General features: G+C 68.9%; 13 protein-coding genes and 1 tRNA gene. 6 read left to right on the top strand and 8 right to left on the bottom strand.

From position 1 onward, the window contains the following. The first annotated feature begins 206 nt into the window (after positions 1-206). From Q9R02_RS10560 to Q9R02_RS10570, 3 genes are all read left to right on the top strand, one after another. The gene (locus Q9R02_RS10560) at positions 207-2,072 is read left to right on the top strand and encodes an ABC transporter ATP-binding protein (RefSeq protein ID WP_305996646.1); all 1,866 of its coding nucleotides are present in this window, start codon (positions 207-209) and stop codon (positions 2,070-2,072) included. After that, positions 2,069-3,964, top strand: coding sequence for an ABC transporter ATP-binding protein (locus tag Q9R02_RS10565; protein WP_305996647.1), 1,896 nt, complete (start codon positions 2,069-2,071; stop codon positions 3,962-3,964). The genes Q9R02_RS10560 and Q9R02_RS10565 overlap by 4 nt, the downstream gene beginning before the upstream one ends. Before the next feature lie 82 nt (positions 3,965-4,046). After that, a tRNA-Pro gene (locus Q9R02_RS10570) sits at positions 4,047-4,123 on the top strand. A 109-nt stretch (positions 4,124-4,232) separates the two neighbouring features. Here the strand turns inward: Q9R02_RS10570 and Q9R02_RS10575 are convergent. Together Q9R02_RS10575 and Q9R02_RS10580 are read right to left on the bottom strand one after the other, a co-directional pair. Further along, positions 4,233-4,520, bottom strand: coding sequence for a hypothetical protein (locus Q9R02_RS10575; protein ID WP_305996648.1), 288 nt, complete (start codon positions 4,518-4,520; stop codon positions 4,233-4,235). A gap of 269 nt (positions 4,521-4,789) precedes the next feature. Continuing rightward, positions 4,790-4,993, bottom strand: coding sequence for a hypothetical protein (locus tag Q9R02_RS10580; RefSeq protein WP_305996649.1), 204 nt, complete (start codon positions 4,991-4,993; stop codon positions 4,790-4,792). A gap of 190 nt (positions 4,994-5,183) precedes the next feature. On the opposite strand from Q9R02_RS10580, the gene Q9R02_RS10585 reads away from it, so the two are divergent. Then, the gene (locus Q9R02_RS10585) at positions 5,184-6,443 is read left to right on the top strand and encodes a helix-turn-helix domain-containing protein (protein WP_305996650.1); all 1,260 of its coding nucleotides are present in this window, start codon (positions 5,184-5,186) and stop codon (positions 6,441-6,443) included. 79 nt (positions 6,444-6,522) lie between these two features. Here Q9R02_RS10585 and Q9R02_RS10590 read toward each other — a convergent pair whose 3' ends face one another. Next, entirely contained in the window at positions 6,523-7,434 is a 912-nt protein-coding gene (locus tag Q9R02_RS10590) for a phosphoribosylaminoimidazolesuccinocarboxamide synthase (protein ID WP_305996651.1), read from the bottom strand. Continuing rightward, positions 7,431-8,753: a phosphoribosylamine--glycine ligase gene (gene purD / locus Q9R02_RS10595; protein WP_305996652.1), complete on the bottom strand. Its 1,323-nt coding sequence runs from the start codon at positions 8,751-8,753 to the stop codon at positions 7,431-7,433. The genes Q9R02_RS10590 and purD overlap by 4 nt, the downstream gene beginning before the upstream one ends. Before the next feature lie 161 nt (positions 8,754-8,914). Here purD and Q9R02_RS10600 point away from each other — a divergent pair, with 161 nt between their 5' ends. Continuing rightward, a complete protein-coding gene (locus Q9R02_RS10600) occupies positions 8,915-9,931 on the top strand; it encodes an asparaginase (protein WP_305996653.1) in 1,017 nt (338 codons plus the stop codon). Between the two features lie 40 nt (positions 9,932-9,971). Further along, positions 9,972-10,400, top strand: coding sequence for a sterol carrier family protein (locus Q9R02_RS10605; protein WP_305996654.1), 429 nt, complete (start codon positions 9,972-9,974; stop codon positions 10,398-10,400). A 90-nt stretch (positions 10,401-10,490) separates the two neighbouring features. On the opposite strand, the gene Q9R02_RS10610 is transcribed toward Q9R02_RS10605, so the two are convergent. The 4 genes from Q9R02_RS10610 to Q9R02_RS10625 all read right to left on the bottom strand — a co-directional run bounded on the left by Q9R02_RS10610 (position 10,491) and on the right by Q9R02_RS10625 (position 14,143). Then, entirely contained in the window at positions 10,491-11,384 is an 894-nt protein-coding gene (locus Q9R02_RS10610) for a carbohydrate ABC transporter permease (RefSeq protein WP_305996655.1), read from the bottom strand. A gap of 69 nt (positions 11,385-11,453) precedes the next feature. Then, complete coding sequence (locus tag Q9R02_RS10615) at positions 11,454-12,419, bottom strand: carbohydrate ABC transporter permease (RefSeq protein WP_305996656.1); 966 nt, start codon at positions 12,417-12,419, stop codon at positions 11,454-11,456. 10 nt (positions 12,420-12,429) lie between these two features. After that, positions 12,430-13,353 carry a phosphodiesterase gene (locus Q9R02_RS10620; protein ID WP_305996657.1) on the bottom strand — a complete coding sequence of 308 codons (924 nt, stop codon included), beginning with the start codon at positions 13,351-13,353 and terminating at the stop codon, positions 12,430-12,432. A gap of 28 nt (positions 13,354-13,381) precedes the next feature. Then, entirely contained in the window at positions 13,382-14,143 is a 762-nt protein-coding gene (locus tag Q9R02_RS10625) for a tyrosine-protein phosphatase (protein WP_305996658.1), read from the bottom strand. Positions 14,144-14,171: the final 28 nt, after the last annotated feature.

A 14,171-nucleotide genomic window follows, 5' to 3' on the forward strand; every position in this document is an offset into this window, starting at 1 on the left:
TTCTTGACTCTGGGCGCCACAATTGGGGCACCCAGAGTCAATTAGGGCGCCGATCCGCTGTGGCTGTCGCACACGGGCCGAGAGCGCTCCTGCTGCCCACTCACGTTCATTCGCACATCCGGGCATAAACCCGCGGCGTAGGCTGGTTGCCACAGGTAACGACACGCACGGCACAGCTGACCCGGAAGCGAAGCGAACACCCGACAATGGCGCAGACACAGAGCACCTTCCTCCACGCACTCACACGCCTCTATCCCCATCTCAAGCCGATCATGCCCCGGCTGATCATGGGGTTCTTCTCAGCTCTCGGTGCCAGCATCGTGGCCTTGGCCGTCCCCCAGGTGCTCAAGGTCCTCATCAACGACTCGCTCCACCCCGGCGGCCCGTCCAGCGAGGTGTGGATCGCGGTCCTCGCCGTCCTGGGCCTCGGCATCCTGGAGGCCGGCCTGATCGCCCTCCGCCGGCAGTTCGTCATCAGCCCCGCCACCACGGTGGAGAACGGGCTCCGCGTCTCCCTCTACCGGCACCTGCAGGACCTGGCCGTCGACTTCCACGACCGCTGGGGCTCCGGCCAGCTGCTCTCCCGCGCCATGGCGGATCTGAACTTCCTACGCCGCTGGATGGCCTTCGGCGCCATCATGCTGATGGTCACCACCTTGACGGTGATCATCGGCGTCGCCCTCATGTTCAGCATGAGCTGGCAGCTGGCCCTCGTCTTCCTGGCCGCCGCCGTCCCCATCGTCGCCACCGGTACGCGCTTCCGCCGCAACTTCCTGAAGGTGGCCCGCCGCAGCCAGGACCAGGCCGGCGACCTGGCCACCGCCGTCGAGGAGTCCGTCCACGGCATCCGCGTCCTGAAGGCCTTCGGCCGCGGCCGCGAGGCCCTGGAGAGTTTCAACGCCCAGGCCGAGGAGCTCCGCGAAACGGAGATCCTCAAGGCCCGCCAGCTCGCCTTCTTCTCGCTCATCTCCACGCTGCTGCCGGAACTGGCTCTCGGCGTCGGGCTGGTCCTGGGCATCGCGCTCACCGCGAGCGGCCAGCTCAGCATCGGCGCGCTCGTGGCGTTCTTCGCCACGGCCGCCGTCGTCGCCGGCCCGGTGGAGGCCATCGGCATGCTGCTCTCCATGGCCCTGACCGCCAAGTCCGCCATCGACCGCCACTTCGAGGTCATGGACACCCCGGTGACCATCGCGAGCCCGGAGCGCCCGGAGCGCCCGGAACGTCCGGCGCACCTCCGCGGCGCCCTGTCCTTCCGGAACGTCAGTTTCGCCTTCGCCGACGAGTTGGACAAGGACACCCCCCACTTCCTCCTGCGCGGCCTCGACCTGGACCTTCACCCCGGCGAGACCATGGCCCTGGTGGGCGTCACCGGCTCCGGCAAGTCCGCCCTCCTCCAGCTGGTCCCCCGCCTCTACGAGGTCACCGAGGGCTCCATCACCATCGACGGCCAGGACCTGCGCGGATTCGGCCTCGAGGAGCTGCGCCGCATCGTCTCGGTGGCCTTCGAGGACACCACCCTCTTCTCCAACTCGGTGCGGGACAACGTCCTCCTCGGCGCCCCCGCGGACGTCCTGGCCGATGAGGAACGCGCGACGGCGGCACTCGCGGAAGCGCTCGACGTCGCGCAGGCTCACTTCGCGCACTCCCTCCCGGACGGTCTGGACACCCGGATCGGCGAGGAGGGTCTGAGCCTGTCCGGCGGACAGCGTCAGCGCATCGCACTGGCCCGCGCCATCGCGGCCCGGCCCAAGGTGCTGGTCCTGGACGATCCCCTGTCCGCCCTGGACGTGGCCACCGAGGAACTCGTGGAGACCCGGCTGCGGGAGGTCCTGCGGGACACCACCACCCTGATCGTGGCCCACCGTCCCTCCACCGTGGCCCTCGCCGACCGCGTGGCGCTGCTGCAGGACGGCCGGATCGCCGACGTCGGGACCCACAGCGAACTGCTGGCCCGCAACGAGCACTACCGCTACGTCATCGCCAGCCTGGACACCGGGCCGGTGGACCTGGACAGCGAGCTGGAAGAGGAACGCGAGCTGGGGAACGAACTCGAGGACGAGGTGAACGCATGAGCGCCCGGAAGACACCCCAGCCGGCCACCGCACGACCCACCACCCCCGGCTTCGGCACCTCCAACGAGGACGACTCCCGCCTGGCCAAAGCCGAAAGCCGCGCCGTCCGGGCGCGCTCACTGCGTCTCCTGGGCTCCCTCATCCACCCCATCCGGGTGCGCTTCTGGCTGACCGTGGCCATGGTGGTGGTATCCCAGGCCGCCCACGCCGCGGGTCCCGCGCTCATCGCCTTCGGCATCGACCGTGCGCTTCCCGCCCTGAGCCACGGCGACTCCGCGCCGCTGGTCCTGGCCGGCATCGGGTACCTGCTTGCCGCCGTCGTGACCGCGTGGCTGACCGCGATGTACGTGACCAGCACCGCCAAGCTGAGCCAGGCCATGCTCCTGGACCTGCGGCTGCGTGTCTTCCGGCACACCCAGCGACTGAGCCTGGAGTTCCATGAGAAGTACACGTCCGGCCGCATCATCGCACGTCAGACCTCGGATCTGGAGGCGCTGCGCGAACTGCTGGACTCCGGCGTGAGCTCGCTCGCCGCGGGCCTGATGTTCATGCTGTTCACCGCCGTGACCGTGTTCGGCCTCGACTGGCAGAGTGGCCTCATCATGCTGGGCGCCGCCGTCCCCGCCGCGTTCCTGACCCGCTGGTACCAGATCCGTTCCCAGGTGGCGTACCGCGAGTCCCGCGTGGTTTCCGCCAGGATCATCGTCCACTTCGTGGAGACCATGACCGGCATCCGGGCCGTGAAAGCGTTCCGCAAGGAGGCCCGGAACACGCGCGAATACACGGATCTGTCCGAGAAGTATCGTCGCGTCACGGTCCGGTCCATCAATCTCAACGGCATCTACCTGCCTGCGCTCGTCCTGCTGGGCAATGTGACCGTGGCCGTGGTCCTGGCCGTGGCCGGGTTCCGGGTGCTGCATGGCGAACTGCCCGTCGGCGTGCTGCTGGCACTGGTCCTGTCCGTGAAGCGCTTCTTCCAGCCGGTGGACCAGATGGCCATGTTCTACAACTCGTTCCAGAGCGCCCAGGCCGCGCTGGAGAAGGTGTCCGGACTCCTTGAGGAGGTGCCGACCGTCCGGCCGCCCAAGGAACCCGTCCCCCTGCCCGAGGCACACGGCAGGATCGAGTTCCGGGACGTCGAGTTCCAATACGGCGACGGCCCCGTGGTGGTGCCCGAGCTCAACCTGACCATCCCGGCCGGCCAGACGGTGGCCCTGGTGGGGCAGACCGGCGCCGGCAAGTCCACACTGGCCAAGCTCATCGCCCGCTTCTACGACGTCAGCTCCGGTTCCCTCACGCTCGACGGCGTGGAACTCTCCCGCATCGCCACGCCCGAGCTGCGGCGCGCCGTCGTCATGGTCACCCAGGAGGCGTTCCTGTTCAGCGGCAGCGTGGCGGACAACATCGCGCTCGGCCGCCCCGGAGCCAGCCGGGAGGAGATCGAGGCGGCGGCCCGTGCCGTCGGCGCCGACGCGTTCATCCGCGCCCTGCCGGACGGCTACGACACGGATGTGAACAAGCGCGGCGGCCGTGTCTCCGCAGGTCAGCGGCAGCTCATCAGCTTCGCCCGCGCCTTCCTGGCCAACCCGGCCGTACTCATCCTGGACGAGGCGACGTCCTCGCTCGACATCCCGAGCGAACGCCTGGTGCAGGAAGGCCTGGCGCGCCTGCTGGGCGGCGGCGCCGCTGATGCGCACGACGACGGCGCGCGGCAGGCTGAGCGGCGCACCGCCTTGATCATCGCCCACCGGCTGTCCACGGTGGAGATCGCGGACCGTGTGCTGGTGGTGCACGACGGCCGGGTGGTGGAGGACGGCACGCCGGAGGAGCTGATCCAGGGCGGCGGGCGCTTCGCGGCCCTGCACGGGGCGTGGAAGGACTCGCTGGTCTGAGCCGACGTTCCCCGATTTCATCATTCGGCCGGGATCCGCTATTCTTGTAGGGTTGCTCCGGGGAAACCCGAGGACAACGGATCGGGATGTAGCGCAGCTTGGTAGCGCGCTTCGTTCGGGACGAAGAGGTCGCAGGTTCAAATCCTGTCATCCCGACCAATGAAAGCCCTGATGAGAATTCGCTTCTCATCAGGGCTTTTGCTTTGCCCGGATATGCGGAAGCCCCGGAGACCAATGGATCTCCGGGGCTTCCTGCGTCAGCGGCGGGTCAGCGCAGATCGGACTCCCAGGTGGTGCCGAACGGCACGTCCTCGGAGAGCTCCACCACCACGGTGTCGTGGTCGAGCCGGGTGACCAGCACGCCGCAGAACCGGCTGGTGGAGGTGGCGACGAAGATGGCCTCCTCCACGGCGCGGCTGATGCCGTCCTGGAGCGAGTCAGCGTCCCCGGCCGTCAGGCGGACCATGAAGGCGGAGTCGCCGTCGGCGTCGCTCCATGCGAAATCCGGGGTCGCGGGAAGGGTCTGGGGTGCGGTCAGGGTGTCACTGGCGTTCAATCGTCAATCCTTGTCGGCTCTGGCCACGGATCCAGGGTGGATCCGAAAGTGGCGGTTAACATACTGGGAGCGCGAGTGAAGATATGGTATGCCAAAGCTGGCCATTAATGCACGTACCAAACCGTCCGGCCGGTTTACGACTGAGCAACATCCGGTTTCCCGGGATGAAATCCTAACCCACCGTCACGAGGACCCTCCAGGCCCGGAGACGACTGAAGGCCGGCGCCACAGGGGCGCCGGCCTTCAGGATGGAATGGATCCGCTGGGATTCAGGAGGGGTCAGGCCAGTTGCCGACGGCCTGGATGCTGGCGGTGTGAACGCTGCTGGGGTCAGGCCAGTTGCCCACCGCCTGCAGGGTGTGGCTCGAGGAAGGGTCGGGCCAGTTGCCGACAGCGCTGACTGCCGGAGCACTCAGAGCACCCAGGCCCAAGGCCGCGATCAGCGCGGCGCCTGCTGCGAGTTTCTTAAACATGTTCTGCTCTTCCGTCCGGTGGTGGGTGATGCACGACGGCGGCGAGGCCGCCACCGCTTCAACAGCGAACTGTCATCGAATTTCAGGACACGGGGAATGAAACCCCGTATTGACAGACATTGTAAAGTAGGCACAAGCGAGAATGTCAAGGTTTTGGCATTCACAAACCGCCAAAGCTTGAGGAGGGGCAATGGGCAGCGGATTCGGGGAGCGACTCCGGGCTGAACGCCTGGAACGTGGGATGACACAGGCTGAACTGGGAAAGGACCTGTATTCACCCAGTTATATCTCCCTTCTGGAGACGGGCCGCCGGGAACCCACCCGGGATGTCATCCAGGAGCTCGCGCGACGCCTTGAACTGGCCCCCAAGGCGTTGGAGGAATGGAATAACCGAGTCACACAGAACGACGCAGATTACGTCCTCGCCGCCCTGTACGCCCGCCAGGCGTGGGATCTCCGTGACTACGACCTGGCCGCCCAGCACGCCGCGGAGGCCGCCCGGATCGCCCTGGACGCCAAGAACATCAGCGCCTGGTGGAACATGCGGTACATGCAGGCCGAGTGCCTGCTCAAGCAGGGCAAGTACTCCGAATGCCAGGGGGTCGTGGAGCAGCTGGTGGAACACCGCCTGGCCGTGGAGAGCGCCGGGCTGGGCGTCCGGGCCCGCCAGATGCTGGCTGCCGTGTGCCACGGCCAGGGCCGCCTGGCCGACGCCGTCGAACACGCCCGTGAAGCCGTGGCCCTTGGCGCGCAGCTGCCCAAGGACTCCCCCATTTACTCCAGCGCACTGCGCATCTACATCGGCGCCCTCGCCGAGACGGGCCGTGTCGAGGAGGCCTGGGAGGCCTGCAAGATCCTGCAGAAGGAGGTCGGCTCCAGCTCCGTGGACCACCTGGCCGGCATCGTGGCCTGGGTGATCGGCAACGTGGCCTTCATGCGCCACGACTACGAGGAGGGTGTGGCCCAGCACGAACGGGCCGCCAAACTCCTCTCCCCCGGCAATGACATCGAGCAGTGGGCCAACTTCAATAAGGCCTCCGCCGCCATGCGCCTGAACTCCGGGATCGTGGAGGACTCCACCCTGGCCGCCCTGGAACGGGCCGAGCTGGCCCATACGATCGTCAACGGCACCGTCCGTGACGGCCTGGAGCTGCGCTTCATCCGCGCCAAGTGGCTCTACCTCAACGACGAACTCCCCGCCGCGATCGCCATGCTCCGCGAGGTGATCGCCCAGGAGGACGAACTCGGCATGCACGTCGCCGCGGAAGTCCACCTGCTCCTCGGCAAAGCCCTCAAGGCCACTGACGAGCTGCAGGAGGCCATGGCCTTCCTGTCCCGGGCCCAGCACCTCTTCGCCTCGGCCGGGGCCTCCGAAGGCATCCAGCAGGCCATGGACGCCATGCTGGAGATCCGCCTCGCCGAACGTCGCGCCAAGGCCGGCAGCACCTAGGACATACAAAGGGGCCCGACGGCGGTACGCACGTACCGCCGTCGGGCCCCTTGGCGCGCTGTGGACGCAGGCCGAAAGGCTAGGCGCCAAAGCTGCGGCCGGTCAGCCGCTCGTAGGCCTCCACGTACCGGGACCGGGTCTTCTCGATGACCTCGGCCGGCAGGGCCGGCGGCGGGACGTCGGAGTTCTTGTCCCAGCCGGACTCGGCGGAGGTCAGCCAGTCGCGCACGAACTGCTTGTCGAAGCTGTCCTGGGCCTTGCCCGGCTCATACTCCAGGGCGTCCCAGAAACGGGAGGAGTCCGGGGTCAGGACCTCGTCACCCAGGGTGATGACACCCGTGGCGGGATCGGTGCCGAACTCCACCTTGGTGTCCGCCAGGATGATGCCGCGTTCACGGGCGATCTCCTCGGCGCGGGTGTACACCTGCAGCGTCAGCTCGCGGAGGCGGTCCGCCACATCGGGGCCCACCGTGGCGACGACGGCCTCGAAGGTGATGTTCTCGTCGTGCTCGCCCACCTCGGCCTTGGCGGACGGGGTGAAGATGGCGGGCTCCAGGCGGGAGCCGTCCACCAGGCCCTCCGGCAGCGGCAGCGAACAGACGGTGCGGGACTCGCGGTACTCGGCCAGGCCGGAACCGGTCAGATAGCCGCGCGCGATGCACTCCACCGGGAACATCTCCAGGCGCTTGCACAGCATGGCCCGGCCCTCCACCTCGGCGGGGACACCCTCGGCCACCGTGGAGCCCAGCACGTGGTGCTCCACGCCGAGCTGCTCGAACCACCACAGGCTCAGCTGTGTGAGAACGGCGCCCTTGTCCGGGATGGTGGACTCCAGAACGTGGTCGTAGGCGCTGATGCGGTCGCTCGCCACCACCAGAACGCGGTCCGTGGCGGCATCCGGGCCGGTGGGCTCGTAGAGATCACGCACCTTGCCGGAGTAGATGTGACGGTATCCCGGAAGGTCCAGGACCTCGGTCTTCAGCCCGCTCATGCCTGTGCCTCCTCTGCTGCCGCGGGACGGGCAGGCGTGCGGCGGGACTCCACCACGATCTCGCCGCGCGCCGCCTTGGCGGCGATGTCGCTGCGGTACTGGCCGCCGTCGAGCTCGATCAGTTCCATGCCCTCATAGGCGCGCTCCCGCGCCTCCACCAGATCGTCGCCGAGCGCGACGACGGCCAGCACGCGGCCGCCCGTGGCGATCACCTTGCCGTCCTCGTCCAGCGAGGTCCCGGCGTGGATGACGTGGACGTTCTGGACCGCATTGGCCTTCTTCAGGCCGCGGATCCGGTCGCCCTTGCGCGGGGTGTCCGGGTAGTTCTCGGCCGCCAGGACCACGCAGACGGCGCTCTCACGGGCCCAGCGGAGCTCCTCGGCCTTATCCAGCTCGCCCTTGGCCGCGGCCATCAGAAGACCGCCGAGCGGGGTCTTGAGGCGTGCCAGCACGGCCTGCGTCTCCGGGTCGCCGAAGCGTGCGTTGAATTCGATGACGCGCAGACCGCGCGAGGTGAGCGCCAGCCCGCAGAAGAGCACACCGATGAAGGGCGTGCCGCGGTGCGCCATCTCATCCACGGTGGGCTGTGCGACGCGCTCGATGACCTCGGCCACGAGGTCCTCCGGGGCCCAGTCGAGAGGGCTGTACGCACCCATCCCGCCCGTGTTGGGGCCCTCGTCATTGTCGAAGATGCGCTTGAAGTCCTGCGCCGGGGCGAGGGGAACGGTGGTCTTGCCGTCGCAGAGGACGAACAGGGAGACCTCAGGACCGTCCAGGTACTCCTCGATCACCACGGTACCGCCGGCCTCGAAGCAGCTCTGCGCGTGAGCCAGGGCCTCGTCCCGGTCGGAGGTGACCACCACGCCCTTGCCGGCGGCCAGGCCGTCGTCCTTCACCACGTAGGGGGCGCCGAAGGTGTCCAGCGCATCGGCGGCCTCGGAGGCGTTGACGGCCACCTTGGCCAGGGCGGTCGGCACGCCGGCCTCCGCCATGATCTGCTTGGCGAACGCCTTGGAGGCCTCGAGCTGCGCGGCCTCCTTTCCGGGGCCGAAGACCGGGAAGCCGGCCTCCCGCAGGGCGTCGGAGACACCTGCGGCCAGGGGGGCTTCGGGACCGACGACGACGAGGTCTGCCTCCAGCTTCACCGCGAGGGCCGTGGCGGCCGCGGGGCTGTTGGCATCCACCGCGTGGCAGGGCACCAGCTGGGCGATCCCGGCGTTGCCCGGGGCCGCGTGGACCTCGGTCACCTGGGGGTCGGAGAGGAGGGAACGGACAATGGCGTGTTCGCGGCCACCCGGGCCAAGGACGAGAACCTTCACAGTCATCAAGGGTACTGGGCGGCCGTGACAGCCGCCCAGCCGGGCGGCTCGCGTGACGGCGGCCGTTGAGTGCTCAGTAGTGGCGGGTTCCCGGCCGCAACACCCGCCACTACTGAGCACTCAACGGCCGGGCGGGGGCATGTGGGCCATAAACTGGCAGCATGCCCCACACCTCACAGGCGACGTTCGCCGCCGAGTCCGCCGTGGAACTCGCCGTCCTGGAGCGCAGCGGTTTCATCGAATCCCGGCACATCGGCTCCGCCGTCGTCCTCTCCGGTGACGGGCACGTGGTGACCGCACTGGGCGACGTGACGGCGCCGGTCTTCGCCCGCTCCACCCTCAAGCCCTTCCAGGCCCTGGCCACGATGCGCTCCGGGGTTCCGCTGCGCGGCGCCCAGGTGGCACTGGCATGCGCCAGCCACGTGGGCTCCCTGGAACATCTGGACGTGGTGGAGGGCATGCTCCGCGCGGGCGGGAGCACCGAAGCCCAGTTGCAGTGCCCGGCGGACTGGCCGCAGGACGAGACCGCCCGGAACTGGCTGGTCCGGACCGATCAGGGCAAACGCCGCGCGGCCTTCAACTGCTCCGGCAAGCACGCCGGCTTCCTCTGGGCGTGCACGGAGAACGAGTGGAACAAGGCCGGTTACCTGGAGCCCAACCACCCTCTTCAGCGTCTGGTGGTCCATGTGGTGGAGGAGTTCACCGGCGAGCGCGTGGCCCATCTGGGCACGGACGGCTGCGGCGCCCCGGTGGCCGCCGTCTCCCTCACGGGACTGGCACGCGCCTATTCGCGGCTGGCCAAGGCCCCGGGCGACCGGCACGCCGACGCCCGCGCGGCGACCATCGCCACCTCGATGCTCGACTACCCGTGGGCCGTCCAGGGCCAAGGACAGCCCAACACCGTGGTCATGGAGGAGCTGGACGTCCTGGCCAAGGGCGGGGCTGAGGGCGTCCTGGTCATGGCGGCGCCCTCGGGCGCATCCGTGGCCCTGAAGATGCTGGACGGCAACGCCCGCGCCGCGTCCCTGGTGGCCCTCACCCTGCTGACGGCGGCCGGAGCCCTGGAGGTCGGGAAGGTGGCGGCGGTCCTGGACCGAATCGTGGAGCCGGTGCTCGGCGGCGGACGGCCCGTGGGCCGGCTGCGCCTCGGCACTCCCGTCATGGCGCTGCTGGACTGACCGGACGAACACAGGCCGGACGAACGAAGGAGACGGCAGCATGGCAGTGGCACGACGCCGCATCGACCTCACCGAAGGCCGCGCGGCCCTCGCCGCCTGGGAGAGGGCCCACGCGGCCTCAGCGCCGGCGGAAGGCACTGCGACAACAGAAGGCGCAGCGACAACGGAAGGTGCTGCGCCGGCGTCGCGCCCCATGATCGCGATGGCGGTGCGTTACGCGCTGGAGGAACTGACCGCCCGGGCACCCGGGAACTCCGTGGAGGTGCGGGTCCCGCCGTTCGGCGTGACCCAGTGCATCGAGGGGCCCCGCCACACACGCGGGACCCCTCCGAACGTCATCGAGACGGACGCCCAGACCTGGCTGGAGCTCGCCACCGGCTCGCTGAGCTGGGACGACGCCGTCGCGGCCGGACGTGTGATCGCCTCCGGCACCCGCGCCGACCTCAGCGAGTGGTTGCCCTTGCGCTGACACCGACTGGGCACTTGATCGCAGTGTTTCGGACTGGCATTGCGATTAAGTGCCGTTTCGCGGGGAGGGCGGGGAACGGGGGGTTCGGCCCTACTTCAACCCGGACCGGACGAAGGCGTCCACCACGTAGCGCTGCAGGAACACGTAGATCAGGAAGACCGGCAGGCAGGCCATGGCGCTGGCCGCCATCACGGCGCCCCAGTTGTTGCCCTCGGCGCCCAGGAAGGCCCGGACCCCCACCTGCACCAGGTCCTGCGACTTCTGCATGATCAGGGTCGGCCAGAGGTACTCGTTCCAGGCGCTGATGAACAGCATGATCGCCAGTGCCGCGAGCGCGGGGCGCAGATTGGGGATCACCACCTGCCAGAGCGTCTGCCAGGCATTGCGGCCGTCCATCTGCGCGGCGTCCATGAGTTCCCGCGGGAAGGACTCCAGGTGCTGGCGCAGCATCATGACTGCGAAGGCCGAGCAGAGCTGCGGCAGAACCACACCGGCCACCGTGTTCAGAAGCCCCATCTGGGACACCATGAGGTAGTTGGGGATCATGGTCACCTGGAACGGCACCAGCCAGGAGCCCACGAACAACAGGTACAGGGCCTTTTTCCCGGCGAAGCTCCAGCGGGCGAATCCGTAGGATGCCAGCACCGCCACCAGCAGCTGGGCCACGGCCAGCAGGGACGCCATCCCGAAGGTGTTCAGGAGCATGCCGCCCATGGGGATGGTCTTCCAGACGTAGGCGAAGTTGTCCAGGGTCACCGGCCCCGGCAAGGGCGAAGTGGACAGGGCTTCGTCCCCGGGCCGGAACGCCGTGACGAACATCCAGTACACGGGGTAGATGGACACCACGGCCAGCAGGATCAGCAGCAGGTGGGCGGGCACCCGCCCCAAGCGGCCACGGGCCGCGGCCCGGCGGAGGGCGGACGTCCCTTCCCCCACGCTGACGGTCTTCAGCGGGGCGTGGGGTTCAACGATGACGAAGGCCATGACGGCCTCCTTCCTCTGTGGTCAGGAATTCCCCGGCAGACGGGAAGTCCTCAATGGTCATGACGGTTCTCAGTTGTCGTGGAAGCTCAGGCGCTCGGAAAGCTCCACGAAGAGCAATGCCACCAGACCGAACCCCACGAAGAAGAGCACCCCCGCGGCGGCGGACAGGCCGGCGTCGAAGTTGCGGAAGCCGAACTGATAGAGCAGGTAGTAGATGTTGGTGGACGAGTTCCCCGGCCCGCCCTGCGTGACCAGGTCGATGATCGGGTACGTCCACTGGGCGGAGAGCAGGATGGTCATGAGCGAGAGGAACACCAGCGACGGCGAGAGCAGCGGCACTGTGATCCGCCACAGGATCTGGCGGCGCCGGGCGCCGTCCAGGGCGGCCGCAGCAGCGTAGTCCGGGTTGATACCGGCCAGGCCGGCCGCGATCACCAGGACCCCGAAGCCGAGCATCTGCCAGCCGACGATCACGATCACGGACGTCATGGAGCCGTCCGGGTCACGGAACACGTCCCCCATCGGGTGCCCGAGGGCTGCGGCGATGGCGGGGATGGTGCCGGAGTCCGGCGCGAACAGCCAGCGCCACACCGCGCTCGACGCCACCGGGGTGACCAGGAACGGGACGAAGATCAGCGCTTGGTAGAACGTACGGGCACGGCCCTGAACGGACCGGGACAGCAGCGCGAACACCAGCGGCAGCGCCACAGAGATCAGGAGGAACGCCCCGATGTACACCACGGTGTTCATCAGGGCCTGCCGCAGCTCCGGCAGGCTCAGGACCTTGGCGTACTTCTCCGTTCCCACGAACACCCTGGGCCGGGTGGGGATCAGGTTCCAGTCCTGGAAGGACAGGCCCACGTTCTGCAGCAGCGGCCAGTAGGTCCAGAGGACCAGGAGGACGACCGCCGGCAGGATGTACAGGTACGGCACCAGGCGGCGGGCCAGCGGATGCCGCGCGGCGGCGGCCCGGCCCGCGACCGCCTGCACAGGCGATGCGGCCGGACCACCGCCGGGGAGGACTTCAACGAACATCGGAAGGGTCCTACCGTGCCGCCACGAGGCCGTCGGCGTCGAGCTCGCCGGCTTCACGCTCGGCGGCCTCACGCTGAGCCTTGGCCTGCTCGATGTACGCCTGCAGCTGCACAGCCGAGAGCTCGTAGGTGGTGGCGTACTCGCCGATGGGGACGACGGTGTGCATGACCCGGTCGCCGTAGCTGTGCACCAGGTTGAAGCCCTGCGCGCCGTCCTGGCCCCGCATGCCGCCGGGTGCCACGTTGAGGTCCTGGGTGTAGCAGGTGGCGGAGGCCACGGAGACCGGGACCCCGGCGAAGGTGCTGAAGGTGTTGAAGTGCAGGTGACCGCCCAGGATGGCCGTCACGTCCGTGCCTTCGATGACCTCGGCCAGGCGGTGCTGGTCCCGGAGCTCCACCATGCGGATGGGGTCCAGAAGGGACGGGACCGGCGGGTGGTGCAGGGCGATCATGGTGCCGTGCGCGGCCGGGGTGGACAGGACGTCCTTGAGCCAGGCGAGCTGCTCGTCCGAGATCTCGCCGTGGTGCTCACCGGGGACGGTGGAGTCCAGGGCGATGATCCGCAGTCCGTTCACGTCGTACACCATGTCCACGCTCTCCTCCCCGGCCTCGGAGTCCAGGAGGAAACGGCGGAACGGGGTGCGGGTGTCGTGGTTACCCATGACCCAGATGACCTGGGCCCCGATCGCGGCGGCGGCCGGCTCCACCACGGCGCGCAGGCGCTGGTAGGCCTCCTCCTCGCCCGTGTCGGCCAGGTCTCCGGTGAAGACGATGGCCTCGGGACGGGCCGTGGTCCGGGCGAAGTCCTCGAAGAGGCGGCGGAGGTTGGCCTCGGTGTCCACGAGGTTGTAGAGCAGCCCGTTGCCGCCTACGAAGTGGGTGTCACTGATGTGCAGGATGAAATGCTCGGGGGCGGGGTGCTGGGAGGCGTTCATGGGTTTCTCCTTGGGGGGTCTCAGGGGTTCAGACGGTGGTGACGAGCCGGGTTCTCAGGCGTTCGACGGCGGCCTGGTCCAGTCCGTGGGCCGCCAGCAGGGCGGTGATGCCGCCGTGCTCACGGTCCACGAGGTCCAGGGTGGCCGCCAGCGTTCCGGCGGGGCTGGCGAGGATCAGTTCCCTCAGTTCCGGCGCCAGCGGCCCCGGGTAGTGGCGTTCGACGGCGGCGAGCATGGTCTCCGCCCACTCGCCGGCCAGATTGGGCCCGCTCGTGGCGTAGTCGGCGAGCACCTGCTCGCGCGGCACCCCGACGGTCAGCAGGGCTGCTGCGATGACCATGCCCGTGCGGTCCTTGCCGGCGGTGCAGTGCACCAGCACGCCGCCGTCGGGCGCGTCGGCGATCAGCAGCAGCGCCTGGGCGAGCCGGTCCGCGTGGCGTTCGACGATGATCCGGTACACCGCTTCGAGGCTGATGGGCGCTCCGGCGCCCGGTACGGCGGCGTCCGTGAACACCGGGTGGTGGATCACTTCGGCGCCCAGGCCGTCGACGTCGCTGGGTGAGGAGGCGAGCTCCGTGGCGTCCCGCAGATCGATGATCCGCACGATGCCGTGGGCCGCGAAGGACTCCCGGCCGTCCTGGCCGAGTCGGTGCAGGGCGTCGGAGCGGAACAGGGCGCCGTCGCGGATCACACCGCCGGCGGCCGGGTAGCCGGCCGTGCTGCGGAAGTTGTGCGTTCCGGCCACCGGGAGGGCCGGGTTCGCGGAGGGTTCGGTGGAGATGGTGGTCATGGTGAAGGCTCCGGGGTGGGTGGGGACG

Source organism: Arthrobacter horti (assembly GCF_030731045.1).
GTDB lineage: Bacteria > Actinomycetota > Actinomycetes > Actinomycetales > Micrococcaceae > Arthrobacter_E > Arthrobacter_E nanjingensis.

Coding starts and splice junctions, on each gene's coding strand:
- Q9R02_RS10560 (WP_305996646.1), top strand. CDS start 207: ATGGCGCAGACACAGAGCACCTTCCTCCACGCACTCACACGCCTCTAT.
- Q9R02_RS10565 (WP_305996647.1), top strand. CDS start 2,069: ATGAGCGCCCGGAAGACACCCCAGCCGGCCACCGCACGACCCACCACC.
- Q9R02_RS10580 (WP_305996649.1), bottom strand. CDS start 4,993: ATGTTTAAGAAACTCGCAGCAGGCGCCGCGCTGATCGCGGCCTTGGGC.
- Q9R02_RS10585 (WP_305996650.1), top strand. CDS start 5,184: ATGGGCAGCGGATTCGGGGAGCGACTCCGGGCTGAACGCCTGGAACGT.
- Q9R02_RS10590 (WP_305996651.1), bottom strand. CDS start 7,434: ATGAGCGGGCTGAAGACCGAGGTCCTGGACCTTCCGGGATACCGTCAC.
- Q9R02_RS10600 (WP_305996653.1), top strand. CDS start 8,915: ATGCCCCACACCTCACAGGCGACGTTCGCCGCCGAGTCCGCCGTGGAA.
- Q9R02_RS10605 (WP_305996654.1), top strand. CDS start 9,972: ATGGCAGTGGCACGACGCCGCATCGACCTCACCGAAGGCCGCGCGGCC.
- Q9R02_RS10610 (WP_305996655.1), bottom strand. CDS start 11,384: ATGGCCTTCGTCATCGTTGAACCCCACGCCCCGCTGAAGACCGTCAGC.
- Q9R02_RS10615 (WP_305996656.1), bottom strand. CDS start 12,419: ATGTTCGTTGAAGTCCTCCCCGGCGGTGGTCCGGCCGCATCGCCTGTG.
- Q9R02_RS10620 (WP_305996657.1), bottom strand. CDS start 13,353: ATGAACGCCTCCCAGCACCCCGCCCCCGAGCATTTCATCCTGCACATC.
- Q9R02_RS10625 (WP_305996658.1), bottom strand. CDS start 14,143: ATGACCACCATCTCCACCGAACCCTCCGCGAACCCGGCCCTCCCGGTG.